This is a genomic window from Croceibacterium selenioxidans (assembly GCF_018599195.1).
GTDB classification, from domain to species: domain Bacteria; phylum Pseudomonadota; class Alphaproteobacteria; order Sphingomonadales; family Sphingomonadaceae; genus Croceibacterium_A; species Croceibacterium_A selenioxidans.
Map to the genome: position 1 here is coordinate 773,047 of NZ_JAHFVK010000002.1, position 14,210 is coordinate 787,256.

Here is a 14,210-nt window from a genome sequence, read left to right on the forward strand (position 1 = left end):
GCGATACTCCCCGGCCCCGGCTCAGGGGCTCAATCGAACAGCGAGCTTACACTGCTTTCGTCGGCGATGCGCCGAACGGCCTCGCCGATCAGCGGTGCCACCGACAGCACGCGGATGCGGCTGGAATCAATTGTCGCATCGGTTGGCAGGATCGAATCGGTGATGACCAACTCGGTCAAGGCTGACTTGTCCACGCGAGCCACGGCGCTGCCCGAGAGCACGCCATGGGTAATGTAGGCGGCAACGCTCTTGGCACCCGCATCCATCAGCGCTTGCGCCGCATTGCACAAGGTGCCGCCCGAATCGACGATATCGTCCGCGAGGATGCAGCACCGGCCGCGCACGTCGCCGATGATGTTCATGACCTCGGATTCGCCCGGACGCTCGCGACGCTTGTCGACGATGGCCAGCGGGGCATTGTCGAGCCGCTTGGCGAGGGCGCGGGCGCGGACGACGCCGCCTACGTCAGGCGAAACGACCATCAGGTCCTTCCCCTCGTACCGGTCCTTGATGTCGACAGCCATGGTCGGCGCCGCGTAGAGATTATCCGTGGGGATATCGAAGAAGCCCTGGATCTGCCCGGCGTGCAGATCGACCGAGAGCACGCGATTGGCCCCGGCTTCGGTGATCAGGTTGGCGACCAGCTTGGCCGAAATCGGCGTACGTGGGCCGGGCTTCCGGTCCTGTCGAGCATAGCCGAAATACGGGAGCACCGCAGTGATTCGCTTGGCCGAGGCGCGACGGCAGGCGTCGATCGCGATCAGAAGCTCCATCAGGTTGTCGTTCGCCGGGTAGCTGGTCGACTGGATGATGAAGACGTCTTCGCCGCGCACGTTCTCGTGAATCTCGACGAAGATTTCTTCGTCAGCGAAGCGCCGTACGCTGGCATCGGTCAACTCGGCCTCGAGATAGGCCGCGATAGCGCGGGCGAGCGGCAGGTTCGAATTGCCGGCCATGAGTTTCATCGCGGATGGGTCCCCGTTTACGTTCTGGCGTTTACGCGCTGGATTCGGATGCGCTCGGCTCTAGCCAAGCGTCACATGATTGCAACCTGAGTCACGGTCTATCCCCGGTCTGTGCGCAAATCGCTTTGCAGGGCGTTAAGACAATACGCCTATTTGCCGGGCTTCTGCGCTTCGGGATGAAACAAGAGGACGGGAGGGTCGCAGTGCAAATTGGCGTACCGCGATTCCGCCCGGCTTCGGTGGGGGCGGTTCCCTGGGTGAAGCTGCTTTTGCTCGCGCTCTATCTTTGCCTCGATCACGCGGCGGTCGCGGAGCGCGTGACTTCGCTCGGCCTCTCGACTGGGTTGCTCGCCTTCGCCACGCTCTACTGCGCGCTTGTGCTCGCGCTCTGCGCCGCTGCGCTCATCCGCTCCGCTCCGGTCAGGATTGTCACCGCCGCGGTTCTGGCGATTGGCTCGGTGATGCTGCAAAGCTACGAATGGGCTACAGGCGCGCCGCTGGTCTATGAGGCCTTCGAGACAATGGTCGCCTCGCGTGGGGACGCCGGCGATGCGTTGAGCCAGCATGGCACCACCCTGATGCAGGCGATCGGCGCTGCGTCGATCCTGTTCCTTGCCATCGCGCTACCGCCCGGCCGCTTTGCCCTGCGCCATGGCATCGGCTGGATCGTTCCTGTGGGAGCCGTGGCCGTTCTCGCGGGAATGCTCTATTGGCGCGGCGGCGAAGGCGCTCGCGCACTGCCCGCGCCGTTCTCGCCGCTGGCCCAGGGGGCCATTATGGCCACGCTCCGCGCGGTCGAGGACGAGCGCCCGCGCCGCGCTGTCGACCTGACCCCCGGCCCCGCCCTGGCGACGGGAGACGTGGTGCTGGTGATCGATGAAAGCATTGCCGCAAACTACCTCGACATCAACCAGCCGGCGGGCGTCTATTCGGGGCTCGCCCGAGGCAGGCCAGGAGTGTCGGTCGCCAACTTCGGAGTGGCAGCGTCCATCGCCAACTGCAGCGCCGGCAGCAACCGGACGATGCGTTTTGGTGGCACGCGCGCCAATTATCGCCAGGCTGCCGAGGAGATGCCCTCGATTTGGGCTTATGCCCACCGCGCTGGCCTGCGCACGGTCTACCTAGATGGGCAGCGACGCGGTGGAGAACTTCAGAACCTGATGACCCTCGCCGAGCGGGCCGAGATCGACGACTTCATCCAGGTCGGAGACACGCCCGTGCCTGATCGCGACCATCGCCTGGCACAGATCCTTGGCGAACGGCTCCACAACGGAACCGCCGAGCTGATCCTGGTCAACAAGGTCGGCGCCCACTTCCCCGTAGCCGACAAATTCCCCGACACAGCCGCCACCTTCCGCCCTCTTCCCATGCGCGGCCGCTCCGAGGGCATCACCGACATCGCCTCGCTGCCCGGCGTCACGGCATCCAGCGAAGAGGACTGGCGGCTTTACCGAAATGCCTATCGCAACACTGTTGCCTGGAGCACAGGCGGGTTCTTCGACCGGCTGCTGCCCCAGGTGGCGGGTACCGGTGCGGTAATCCTCTATACCTCGGACCATGGTCAGGACCTGCATGAGCGGGGCGGAACGGGAGGCTCCACGCATTGCGTCCCCGATCCACGGCCCGAGGAAGGGGCGGTGCCTTTGGTGGTCATCGCCGATTCCGATCCAAAGGTGGACTGGCCAGCTTATGCCGCGGCCAATTTCGATGGCATGAGCCATTTCCGCCTGTTCCCCACGATGCTCGCGTTGTTGGGCTATGCGCCGGAGCAAACCCTGGCGTTCTACGGTCCGACGCTGATGTCTCACACCAAGGACGCCTACAGCTTTACTCCCACGTACAATGCCTCTCTGGGGCGCAGTCCGAGCTGGCGCCGGCTCAATCGCGCAGAGCTCGCGGTACCACCGGCCAGCGACTTTGCGCAGGTCGCGCACGCACCCTGAGCTTCAATCGGCGCGGTGCTCGGCCTTCACCCAGCGCACGGTTCCGGTGCTCGCGCGCATGACCACGCTTTCAGTCGTCATCAGGCCGCGGCGGCGTTTGACGCCTTCAAGCAGCGACCCATCGGTGACACCCGTAGCGGCAAAGATGCAGTCGCCCTTGGCGAGTTCCTCGAGCAGGTAGATCCGGTCGAGGTCTTCGATGCCGAGCTTGCGGGCGCGGCCGCGTTCGTCGTCGTTGCGAAACAGAAGGCGGCCATTGAATTGCCCGCCGACACAACGCAGCGCAGCGGCGGCCAATACGCCTTCGGGAGCGCCACCCGACCCCATGTAGATGTCGATGGTGGTGTCGGGATCGGTCGTCGCGATCACCCCTGCGACATCGCCGTCCGGTATCAGCTGAATCCCGCATCCGATTTCGCGCAGTTCGGCAATCAAGGCGGCATGCCGAGGACGGTCGAGCACGCAGGCGATCAACTCGTTGGGAGCCACACCCTTGGCCTTGGCTACGGCCGCTATGTTCTCACGGGCGGGCTTGGTCAGGTCGATTACGCCCGGCGGATAGCCCGGCCCGACGGCGAGCTTTTCCATGTAGACGTCAGGCGCATTGAGCAGGCAACCCTTCTCCGCCGCCGCGAGGACGGCGAGCGCGTTGGCTCCCGCCTTGGCGGTGATCGTCGTGCCTTCCAGTGGATCGAGCGCAATGTCGATCTTCGGACCCTTGTCGGGCGCGCCGCCGACACGTTCGCCGATGTACAGCATCGGCGCCTCGTCCCGTTCGCCTTCGCCGATCACGACCGTGCCGTCGATGTAAAGGTCGTCGAAAGCCCGGCGCATCGCCTCAACCGCGGCGGCATCGGCGGCTTTCTCGTCGCCCCTTCCGATGAGCCCCGATGCGGCGATCGCGGCGGCCTCGGTCACACGGACCATTTCAAGCACTAGCACCCTGTCGAGGACGCTGCCGGTTGCGGCGGTCTTGCTGAAGGGCATGGCGGCTCCGCGTCTCTTGGCGATATCGAGGAAGTTATGCTGACAGAAGGCCGCTGTCGAGCAGGCCGTTGCCGGTTCATCCGCGATTCAGCGGCGGTGCCGTGTCTGTGACACACCCGGCCGAGGGGGGCCTGAATGCGGAAGTCTGCAAGTACCTTCGCTGCGGCCCTTACAGCCAGCGTGCTCGTCCAGCCGGCGTTCGCTCAAGAGGCAGAGAAGGAGGCTTCAGCCGAAGAGATGATCGACGTCGCCCGTGAAGCCTATCGGCCACCGGGCGTCATGCGCCGATGCCCGGTGGGCAAGCCGGGCGAGATTGTCGTCTGCGCTACCGACCCCGATGCCTACAGGGTGGAGTCTCCGACCGAGCAGGCGATCCGCACCGGCGCACCCGTCGCCGATCGTGTGCCTCGCGCTCCGGACGTTTTTGGCATCCCACCGTGCAAAGGCCAGACGGTGTGCGTCAAGGGCGGTTGGGTACCGCCCCAAGTCCACCTGATCGACTTGAGCGCTATTCCCGTGCCCCTGACCGAGGAGGAGGCTGCGATGGTGTATCGGGCAGAGGACGGACCTCCGCCCGAGCCCAAGAGCCTGGCGGCTCCCTAGCCCAGCAGACGCATGACCAGCGGCGGCTCGACCACGCTCGCTGAGCCTTCTAGGAGCGCCAAGGCGCGGGCGACGCCGCTTTCCGGCCCTTCGTGCGTAACCATAGCCACCAGCACTTCGCCGCCTTCCTCGTGCCGGCCATGCTGGATGAGGCTTTCGATCGAGACCCCGGCATCGCGCATGGCGGCGGTGATCTCGGCCAGAACGCCGGGTCGGTCGGTAACGGTGAAGCGTAAGTAGGTGCTGCTCAGGCGATGGCCGGGGTCGGCTGCCGGGAGCGTCTCCAGCGCGGAGACCGGCACCGAGAAGGGCGGCGTGTCGACGCCCCGCGCGATGTCGATCAGGTCGGCGACCACGGCGCTGGCGGTAGGTCCGTCACCGGCACCGGCGCCTTGAAACAACAGGCGGCCGGAGAAATTCCCTTCGACAACGACGGCGTTGGTCGGTCCGTCGACCGACGCCAACGGATGACTGCGTGGCACGAGGCAAGGCTGGACGCGCTGGAACAGACCGTCTCCCTCCCCGTCGCGATCGGCGATTCCGATCAGGCGGATGACATAGCCCAGCGCCGCGGCCTGGGCGATGTCAGCGCTGCGGATGCGGGTAATGCCGTCGATTTCCATCGCCTCGAGATCGACACGGCTGCCAAAGGCAATCGCGGAGATGATCGCCAGCTTGTGGGCCGCATCGACGCCTTCGATGTCGAAACTCGGGTCCGCCTCGGCATAGCCGAGCGCTTGCGCTTCGCCGAGTACGTCCCCGAAGTCGCGGCCCGACTTTTCCATCGTCGATAGGATGTAGTTACAGGTGCCGTTGAGAATGCCGTAGACCCGCGATACCGCATTGGCTGCGGCACCTTCGCGTAGGCCCTTGATCACCGGAATGCCGCCGGCAACCGCGGCTTCGAACTTGAGGGGGGCTCCTGCCGACTCGGCAGCGCTCGCAAGCTCCATCCCGTGGTGCGCGATCATGGCCTTGTTGGCTGTGACCAAGCCCTTGCCCGCAGCCAGCGCGCGGCGGGCGAGCGCCAGGGCCGGACCGTCGGCGCCGCCAACCAGTTCAACCACGACGTCAACGTCCTCGCGCTCGGCCAGCAGTGCCATGTCGTCTTCCCAGGGATAGCGCGAGAGATCGACTCCGCGGTCCTTGTTGCGGTCGCGCGCGCAGACGGCGACGATCTCGATCGGCCGGCCGGCGCGGCGCGCGATGAGCCCGGCGTTGGTCTCCAGAAGCCGTATGACGCCGCCACCCACCGTCCCGAGGCCGGCCAGAGCGATCCTCAGCGGCGGTTTGTCATGCGAAGCGGTCATCTGTTCCCTCAGGTCCCTGGAGTTGCGGGCGCGGCGTTAAATCGCCGCGGCCCGCTTGGCTAGTGGCCGAAGGAACTCAACCGCGGTTGCGGGGGCAGGCCCCGAGCTGTTCCATGATGAAGCGATAATCCGCGTCGGCCCGATTGCGTGAGGGGCCGTCGTTCTGCAGCAAGGCGCTAGCGGGCAGTCGATAGGGCAGGAAGCAGGCGAGCCTGTACCATTCGGCCGTTTCCGCCTGAGGCGCACGGGCCGACTGGTCGACTATCTCGCTCCACGAAACACCCCACTCGGGCTGCATCCCGGGCCGCCTGACGACGCTCAGCGAAACCGGTGAGCCGGTCGCGGTATCGAGAAACAGCTGTGTTTCCGACTCGCCGGCAAGATTTCCCGCCACAGACATGGCTTCGCGAATCCCCGTCACCTTGGGCGGAACGTCGGGCGAGGCAAACTGAGCGATTACCGCCCGCACCTTTTGCTCCATCGCCGGCGTCGCGGCGAGCTGCGCGGAAGAATCCGCGAGTTGCAATTCGCCCGGCCGGCCAGCCACGGGCTGGGCAAACACGATGAAGCGTTGCTTCTTCAACTTCGGCGCCTTGCCATTCGGCAGCAACGGAACGTCAACAAGGTAAACCAGCGATTCGCCCACCGCGGCTCGGCCGGAAAGCAAGGCCTCCGTCTGAGCCTGGAGATAGAGCCTGGCGTGGCCCGGCGCGAGCCCCTGCGCTCGCGCCGGCTCGACCACGGCCTGGTTCTTCACGTTGACCAGCACGACCAGTCCCGAAGCCTGCACGAGATCGGCGATATCCGCATAAGTGGCGTCCGCTGTTGCGGGGACCGGTGCCGGCGCGGTGGAGGCGCTCTGGGCGAAGGTAACGCCCGGAATCCCGCAACTTGCGCCAAATAACAGCGCAGCCGACAGGGCCTTGACGGTCAAGTATCCGCCCCCTCGATTCAAACAATTCATGGTCTATTCTCCAATCGCGCCGCGAACTTCCCCAAGCGCGCCTGGCCCCTAATTGGCCCGTATGACTCTCGACACAAGCCGCGTTGCACCCGTAAACGCGTGAATCGCAGGTGAACCGACAAAGCGTTTGCCCAAGCCTTTCTTCGCGGTTAAGGCTTGGGTCAACCGGGACCTGAGAACGATAATCAACACGGTTCCGTTGGCTCTACCGGATGTCCTTCCGGATCGGTTTCGCAGCCGACGGGGCCTTCGGTGGAAAATTTATGGGGTCGTCCCCGGATCACACATCCGGTGGCTCCCCGTCGGTGCCGGGCCCCGGTCCGGTGTAATTACGAACGGAGTGAAGGGACTGGATGGCTTACGCTGACCAACAGATGAGCGGTAACAAGATTATCGCGATCATCGTCGTTGCCCTTATCCACGTTGCTCTTGGCTATGTGCTCATTACGGGCCTCGCATATTCTGCGGCTAAGAAGCTGGTCGAACGTGTGACCACCGTGGATATCGAGGAACCGCCGCCGCCGGAGGAGGAACCGCCGCCGCCGCCGCCAGATGAAGTGCGGCCGCCGCCACCGGTCGCGCCGCCGCCGCCAATCAACATTTCGGTTGCACCGCCGCCGATTCAGACGGTGACCACGCCGCCGCCACCGGCGCCCGTGATTGCCCGTCCGGCACCGGCCGCTCCGCCGCCGCCGCCGCCGGCACCGTCCCAGGCTCGTGGTGCGCAGCCGGACGGCCAGGCTCGCTGGCAGCAGCGAATCATGGACAACTACCCGAGGCGCGCCGTTAACGACGAGATCGAAGGGCGCGTTGGCGTCCGCGTTCAAATCAGTGCGGATGGCCGGGTTTCGTCTTGCTCTGTCTCGTCTTCGAGCGGATCGAGCATCCTGGACGAAGCTGCCTGCGCCGATCTCACGCGCTTCGGCAGGTTTAAGCCCGCTCTCAACGACGACGGGGACCCGACCACCGGCAGCTGGGCGACCACGATCGTCTACCAGCTCGGCCGCTAATTCTGCTTTTCAGATCTTTCTAAGAGAGGAATACCCGCATGCTTATTGACATCCTGGCCGCGGCCGCCGGCGAAGCGGCTCCGCAGACCAAGTTCGGCTTCATGGAAGCCATGCACCAGGGCGGTGCGATCGCCTGGTCCATCCTGACGGTCCTCGTGATCATGTCGGTTGGCTCGTTCTACATCCTGATCACCAAGCTGCTGGAACAGAACCGCATCCTGAGCCAGTACAAGCACATCCGTGGCAACTTCTGGCGCGCCAACACCCTGGCCGAAGGCGCTTCGAAGCTCGACAAGAACAGCGCTTGGCGCCAGCTCGTCGACGACGGCCTCGCTGCTGAAAGCCAGCACACCAAGATGACCGACTCGCTCGAAGCGCACGACTGGCTGCACGGCTCGCTCGATCGCTCGGAGAACTCGATCAACGCTCGCCTCGCCAGCGGCCTGCCGTTCCTCGCCACCGTCGGTGCGACCGCGCCGTTCGTTGGTCTGCTCGGTACCGTTATCGGCATCTACCGCGCGCTCATCAACATCGGCATCGCCGGTTCGGCCTCGATCGACAAGGTCGCGGGTCCGGTCGGTGAAGCGCTGATCATGACCGCCATCGGTCTTCTCGTCGCGGTTCCCGCGGTGCTGGCCTACAACTGGCTGCAGAGCCGCAACAAGCGGATCGCAGAGCTCCTCGCGGGCTTCTCGACCGACCTGCTCGCCAACATCACCTCGCGTGGTGCGGTGAAGCCGGCTCTTGCTGCTGCTGCTCCGGCGAAGGCTGCTGCTCCGGCTGCTGCCCGTCCGGCCGCTCCGGCTGCGACCACCAAGGCCTGAGCCTGACGCAAGTAATGGGAGGGGCGGGTCCTGGCATGCGGGCCGCCCGCCCTTCCAACCGATACTGAGATAGGACAACAACGATGGCAATGGCGGTAGGCGGCGGTTCAGAAACGCCGATGTCAGACATCAACACCACGCCCCTCGTGGACGTGATGCTGGTCATGCTGATCATCTTCCTTATTGCGGTTCCGGTCGCCATGCAGACGGTCGAGAAGCTCGAGATTCCGATCTTCGAGTCGGTCGAATCGAAGGACAAGGTCGAGAACCTGCTCCTGACGGTTACGACGACCGACGAGGCGGGCCGGACCCCGGGCACGATCCGCACGGATTACACTGGCGCCTATCGCGGCGGTGAATGCAGGGTGTTCTTCAACAACACCACGCCGGTGGATTCGACCGAACTGTACGACGAGGCTTTCAAGCGGCTCGATGCGATCGTCCAGCGCGCTGGCGGGATCGAAGCGCTGGTCGCCAATCCCGAGACGATTCCTCAGGTCCACATTCGCGCGGACGTGAACACGCCGTGGCGTTGTGTGGCTGGTGCGATCTACAACATCCAGGCGGCCGGTTACCCGACCGTCGGCTTCATCTCCAACCCGGTCGATCCGAACGCCTAAGGCGTCGGACCGACGGGTGAGTGGAATTCAAGGAGTAAGTCCCCATGGCGATGTCCGGCGGCAAAGACGACGGCGCCCCGATGATGGAAATGAACATGACGCCGTTGATCGACGTCCTGCTCGTGCTCCTCATCTGTTTCATCATGTCTATCCCTGTGGCCACCCACTCGGTCGATATCGACCTTCCGGTGCCCAACCCGAATCCTCCGCCAGACATGGTGGATCCGGTTAAGAACAAGATCGTTCTGACGCCGACCAACGAGATCCTGTGGAACGGTGCGCCGATCGATCAGGGCACGCTGGTCGCCAACCTGCAGACCTCGCGGACCTTCGCGGTCGAGCCGGAACTGCAGTTCGAACCGGAAGCCCTCGCGAGCTACGATCTGTCGGCCAAAGTGCTGAACATCATCAAAGCCTCGGGCGTGACCAAGTTCGGCTTCGTCGGGAACGACAAATACCGAGTGTTCGGCAAGTAGCCTAACGACACTCAGCCAGTCACAATGGACGGGAGAAGGGGCGGAGAGATCCGCCCCTTTTTCTTTTCCGGGAACCCTTTCCTTCCCCTAGCCTAGGTACAATCCTCAATCGCGCCACGCTTGGCGATATGAGAAGGATCGAACCCTTGGCGCGAACCATTCCGCGTCGAAGGAGCTAGCGTGATCCCCAATCTCCTCGGCACAGTTGCCATGCGCCTGGCCGCCGAAGCGTCATCAGCCGACGACTTGCTGAAAGAGCGCGTCGAGCCATCGCCGAAGGGGGTGGCGGCGTTCATCGAGCGACGGGCCGCCTGCAATCACCTTCTTGGCGAAGAACCCTACGACAGGCAGCGCGCGAACGAGCTGAAAAGGGCGCTCCGGAACTAACGCTGCGATCGCCTTCCCAGACAGGAGCTCCAGCTCCGCCAAACCTACCGCGGCATTCCCACCATCTTACAGCTTCTCGACGACACTGCCGACCTGCCCGGCCGGTAACTCAAGGCACCTGGTTCAAGAGATCCACTTGCCAACATGACATTTCCGTGATGTTATACTGTTACGCCAAACAAAGAGGGGAACATGGGATGTCTTTCACAGTCGCCTCTACCGCCAGGGAACCGCTTAGCGAGATCAACACGACGCCTCTGATCGACGTCTTGCTGGTGTTGTTGGTCATGATCGTGCTGACCATTCCGATCGCGACGAATTCGCTGGAGTACGACTTACCCCACGGCGAGTTGAAAGGCGTTCACCCCGATCCCATCAGAAACGTGCTGGAGGTCACCCCGGAAGGCATCCTGTTGTGGAATGGCAATCCTACGGACGGGCCCGGCCTTACCTCGCTGCTCAGCGAGGTGCGCGCGATGAATCCGGAGCCTGAAGTCCAGTTTCGGCCCGACGCAAACGCCGCCTACGGCACCTCCGCCCATGCGCTCCAGATCGTGAAAGCCTCCGGGGTCACCAAGTTCGGGTTTGTCGACAACGAGAAGTACGGCACGTTCTCCCGCTAATCGATCAGCCCTCCTCCTCATCAACCTGATCCGCTTGCCGGCCGACCCCCATGGCCATCCCGGCAAGCGATTCGGCTTCGAGCAGCAATTCCTCGTCGACTGCGCCTTGCGGCACGCTCTCACGGCCGATCATCACCAAGACCGGGACGGCGAGCGGGCTGACCCGATCGAGTTCGACATGGACCAGCCGGTCAGCGGCCGTATCGAGCAGATCGCCGAGGCGCCCGATATCGGTCATCCGCGCCCGCGCATCGGCCCAGGCCGCCTCGATCAGCAAGTGATCGGGCTCGTATTTACGCAGCACGTCGTAAATCAGATCGGTCGAGAAGGTGACTTGCTTGCCGCTCTTGCGCTTCCCCGGGTGTTGCCGTTCGACCAACCCGGATATGACCGCGACCTCGCGAAAGGCTCGGCGCAGAAGGTGCGAATCCTGAACCCAATCCATGAACTCATGCGTCAGGATGTCGGGTGACAAGAGCGGCGCTGGATCGACGACCGGCTTCAATCCCCAGACGGCCAGCGAATAGTCATTGGCAACGAACCCGCCGGGCAGCAGCCCTTGCTGCTCCATGCGCTTGGTGATCAGCATGCCGAGCGACTGGTTCGCGTTCCAGCCGGTGAAAGTGTAATAGACGGTGTAATGCCGCTTGGCGTGCGGGAAGCTCTCGACCAGCAGGTTTTCGGGTCCGGGCAATTGCGAGCGCCAGTCCTGTACTTCCAGCCACTCGCGAACGTCGTCCGGAAAACGCGCCCAGCCCACACGGTCGACCAAGATCGCCCGAACCCTATCCGCCAGGTGCGTGGTCAACGGAAGGCGCAGCCCCATGTAGCTCGGGATCGTCGCCGACTTACGGGCGGCGCGCACGATCAGGTCGAGATCGCGCAGGCTTTCGACCTCCAGGTCCATTCCGGCAAACCGGAAGGTGTCCCCGGTTCTAAGCGAGGCCGCGAACTGCTCTTCGACCTTGCCGAGAGAGCGCCCGTTCCGAAACCGGATCTCTATCATTTCCGAATCGACGATGATCCCGGCATTCATCCGGTGTCGCTGCGCATGTTCGGGATGAGTGAGCCGCCAGGTACCGTCCGGGTCGCGGGAAATGCGCTTGAACTTGTCATAGGCGCGGAGCGCGTAACCGCCGGTGGCGACAAACGTCAGCACTCGCTCCCACACCGTCTCGTCCACCCACGAGTACGCCAAGCTCGATCGCACTTCGGCCAGCAAGGTCCGCTCTTCGAAGGGTGCCGAGCAGGCGCAGGCCATGACATGTTGCGCGAGGACATCGAGCCCACCCGGGCGAAAGTCCTCCCCGTCGCGCTGGCCCTGGTCGACGGCATCCTTGGCGGCCTGCGCCTCGAGAAACTCAAAACGATTCCCGGGTACGAGCAGCGCCCGGCTCGGCTGATCGAGCCGGTGATTGGCTCGGCCGATCCGCTGCAGAAGACGCGAAGAGCCCTTGGGCGCGCCCATCTGCACAACGCAGTCGATATCACCCCAGTCAACGCCAAGGTCGAGGCTGGCGGTCGCGACAAGCGCCCGTAGCTCGCCCCGCGCCATGGCCCCTTCGACTTTGCGGCGCGCCTCTTTCGACAGCGAACCGTGGTGGATCGCGATCGGCAGATTGTCCTCGTTCGCGTCCCACAGCTCCTGGAAGATATATTCGGCCAGAAAGCGCGTGTTGGTGAACACCAGAGTCGTGCGGTTGCGCCTGATCACATCATAGAGCTGGGGAATCGCCCAAATGGCCGCGTGGCCGCCCCAGGGCACGCTGGCCTCTTCGGGCAGGAGAATCTCGACCTCGGGCGGCGCACCCCGCTCACCCTCTACCAGTTCGACTGCATCGATTTCACCCCAGGGAGCCAGCCACGCGCGAAAGCCTTCCGGATCGGCCACCGTTGCGGAGAGCGCCGTGCGCCGCATGTCAGGCGCGATCGCTTGCAACCGGCTTAGCGCGAGGGCCAGCAGATCACCCCGTTTGCCAGTGGCGAACGCGTGAACCTCGTCGATGACCACGCGCTTGAGACCGGCGAAGAGTTCGTGGCTATCCGGGTAGCTAAGCAAGAGTGACAGCGATTCGGGCGTGGTCAGCAATACGTGCGGTGGCCGGCTGCGCTGGCGCTTCTTGCGATCCGAAGGCGTATCGCCGCTGCGTGTCTCGATCCGGATCGGCAGACCGATCTCCTCTACCGGCGTGAGGAGATTGCGCTGCACGTCGTGCGCCAACGCCTTCAAGGGAGAGACGTAGAGCGTGTGCAGCCCGTCCGGCGGAGCTTCGCCCCAGCTAGGGCAGAACGCCGCCAGAGTGGGCAGGAAGCCGGCCAGGGTCTTGCCTGCGCCAGTATCGGCGACGAGCAGGGCGTGGTGGCCTGCATTGCTTGCAGCGAGCATCTCCGCCTGGTGCCGCCGCACCCGCCAACCCCGGCCGGCGAACCACCCGGTGAGCTCGGAGGGAATTTCCGAGCCGCTCACACAGACCCTGACTTGTGTGAACTGCCGTTCCCCGGTTCACCCGAACGGGGCCTCGCTTCGACGAGGGGCGTTGCGCCAGAGCGCCGTGCGCTTGCGCCAGACAGCGAAACGTCACGGCCGCTCCGTCCGTTGGACTCAGGTTCCTTCGCTCCCTGCGAAGCGGCGCCACGCGGAGGCCTGCCGAGCCGCGTACCGCCGGTTTTCTTCGGCAGTTCTAGAGGACGCATTCCCATGGCAGACCAATCCTATCGCCGCGGCTCAAGAGACCGAAACGATCGCGATCGCTATGACCGTGATCGCAGGTACAGCCGCCAAGCCGAACAGTTTGATACCACCGACCGCGGCTGGCTCAATGAAGAGCGCAATTACAGCCAGTTCGGGGACGCATGGCGCGACGAGGACCAGGGCTGGTCCGGACAGACCGACCCCAGCTATGGTCGTGGCTGGAATCAACCGTCTGAAAGCGAGGGCGAGTTCCGGCGACATGGCCGGGGCCGACATCGCGATATGGCCGGCGACGAATTCGGCGGACGTCAGTTCGGTCGCGCGACAGCCTATGGTGCGGGTAGCCAATTGGCGGCCGCTCGCGGTGAGTGGCGCGAACGGCCCGACTGGAACGAGCGCAACGAGCGGGGATGGTTCGATAAGGCGAGCGACGAGGTCGCTAGCTGGTTCGGCGACGAAGCTGCCACCCGCCGTCGCGAACTCTACGATCATCGCGGCCATGGGCCGGCGGGCTACAAGCGCTCCGACGACCGCATCCTCGAAGACGCATCCGATGCCCTGACCGACGACTGGCATGTCGACGCCCGCAAGGTCCAGATCACGGTCAGCAACGGCGAGGTCACGCTCGAAGGCACCGTCCCCAGCCGCCAACAGAAGCGCCGTGCGGAAGACTGTGTCGAGGATCTTTCGGGAGTGCGCCACGTCCAGAACAACCTGCGCGTCGAGGAATCCCCTTCCTGGGACCGCAATAATAGCAGTGACACAATCAGCAGCTAGGTCCGTCCGAAGCATGCAGAAGAAGGGGT

General features: G+C 64.3%; 14 protein-coding genes. 9 read left to right on the forward strand and 5 right to left on the reverse strand.

All coding sequences use genetic code 11. The features are described from left to right. Positions 1-29: 29 nt before the first annotated feature. On the reverse strand, positions 30-965 hold the full coding sequence (locus KK137_RS12475; RefSeq protein ID WP_214536783.1) for a ribose-phosphate pyrophosphokinase: 936 nt from the start codon (positions 963-965) through the stop codon (positions 30-32). Between the two features lie 257 nt (positions 966-1,222). Between KK137_RS12475 and KK137_RS12480 the strand changes: the two genes are divergently transcribed. Further along, positions 1,223-2,908, forward strand: a complete 1,686-nt coding sequence (locus KK137_RS12480; protein WP_214536785.1) for a sulfatase-like hydrolase/transferase — start codon at positions 1,223-1,225, stop codon at positions 2,906-2,908. Between the two features lie 3 nt (positions 2,909-2,911). Here KK137_RS12480 and glpX read toward each other — a convergent pair whose 3' ends face one another. Next, positions 2,912-3,895, reverse strand: a complete 984-nt coding sequence (glpX, locus tag KK137_RS12485; RefSeq protein WP_214536787.1) for a class II fructose-bisphosphatase — start codon at positions 3,893-3,895, stop codon at positions 2,912-2,914. 135 nt (positions 3,896-4,030) lie between these two features. Between glpX and KK137_RS12490 the strand changes: the two genes are divergently transcribed. After that, complete coding sequence (locus KK137_RS12490; protein ID WP_214536789.1) at positions 4,031-4,498, forward strand: hypothetical protein; 468 nt, start codon at positions 4,031-4,033, stop codon at positions 4,496-4,498. Here the strand turns inward: KK137_RS12490 and KK137_RS12495 are convergent. Next, positions 4,495-5,808 carry a homoserine dehydrogenase gene (locus tag KK137_RS12495; protein ID WP_214536791.1) on the reverse strand — a complete coding sequence of 438 codons (1,314 nt, stop codon included), beginning with the start codon at positions 5,806-5,808 and terminating at the stop codon, positions 4,495-4,497. The two genes, KK137_RS12490 and KK137_RS12495, sit on opposite strands and share 4 nt — an antisense overlap. A 76-nt stretch (positions 5,809-5,884) precedes the next feature. Further along, positions 5,885-6,742: a hypothetical protein gene (locus KK137_RS12500; RefSeq protein WP_250893844.1), complete on the reverse strand. Its 858-nt coding sequence runs from the start codon at positions 6,740-6,742 to the stop codon at positions 5,885-5,887. A gap of 383 nt (positions 6,743-7,125) precedes the next feature. On the opposite strand from KK137_RS12500, the gene KK137_RS12505 reads away from it, so the two are divergent. The 6 genes from KK137_RS12505 to KK137_RS12530 all read left to right on the forward strand — a co-directional run bounded on the left by KK137_RS12505 (position 7,126) and on the right by KK137_RS12530 (position 10,712). Further along, the gene (locus KK137_RS12505; protein ID WP_214536793.1) at positions 7,126-7,782 is read left to right on the forward strand and encodes a TonB family protein; all 657 of its coding nucleotides are present in this window, start codon (positions 7,126-7,128) and stop codon (positions 7,780-7,782) included. Between the two features lie 38 nt (positions 7,783-7,820). After that, on the forward strand, positions 7,821-8,606 hold the full coding sequence (locus tag KK137_RS12510) for a MotA/TolQ/ExbB proton channel family protein (RefSeq protein ID WP_214536795.1): 786 nt from the start codon (positions 7,821-7,823) through the stop codon (positions 8,604-8,606). An 83-nt stretch (positions 8,607-8,689) separates the two neighbouring features. Beyond that, positions 8,690-9,226, forward strand: a complete 537-nt coding sequence (locus tag KK137_RS12515) for an ExbD/TolR family protein (RefSeq protein WP_214536797.1) — start codon at positions 8,690-8,692, stop codon at positions 9,224-9,226. 44 nt (positions 9,227-9,270) lie between these two features. Then, positions 9,271-9,702: an ExbD/TolR family protein gene (locus KK137_RS12520; protein ID WP_214536799.1), complete on the forward strand. Its 432-nt coding sequence runs from the start codon at positions 9,271-9,273 to the stop codon at positions 9,700-9,702. A 180-nt stretch (positions 9,703-9,882) separates the two neighbouring features. Then, positions 9,883-10,089 carry a hypothetical protein gene (locus tag KK137_RS12525; protein ID WP_214536804.1) on the forward strand — a complete coding sequence of 69 codons (207 nt, stop codon included), beginning with the start codon at positions 9,883-9,885 and terminating at the stop codon, positions 10,087-10,089. Positions 10,090-10,286: 197 nt separating this feature from the next. Further along, positions 10,287-10,712 carry an ExbD/TolR family protein gene (locus KK137_RS12530; protein WP_214536806.1) on the forward strand — a complete coding sequence of 142 codons (426 nt, stop codon included), beginning with the start codon at positions 10,287-10,289 and terminating at the stop codon, positions 10,710-10,712. Positions 10,713-10,716: 4 nt separating this feature from the next. Here KK137_RS12530 and KK137_RS12535 read toward each other — a convergent pair whose 3' ends face one another. After that, positions 10,717-13,179 carry a ligase-associated DNA damage response DEXH box helicase gene (locus KK137_RS12535; protein WP_214536808.1) on the reverse strand — a complete coding sequence of 821 codons (2,463 nt, stop codon included), beginning with the start codon at positions 13,177-13,179 and terminating at the stop codon, positions 10,717-10,719. Positions 13,180-13,410: 231 nt separating this feature from the next. On the opposite strand from KK137_RS12535, the gene KK137_RS16655 reads away from it, so the two are divergent. Beyond that, on the forward strand, positions 13,411-14,181 hold the full coding sequence (locus tag KK137_RS16655) for a BON domain-containing protein (RefSeq protein ID WP_250893845.1): 771 nt from the start codon (positions 13,411-13,413) through the stop codon (positions 14,179-14,181). Positions 14,182-14,210: the final 29 nt, after the last annotated feature.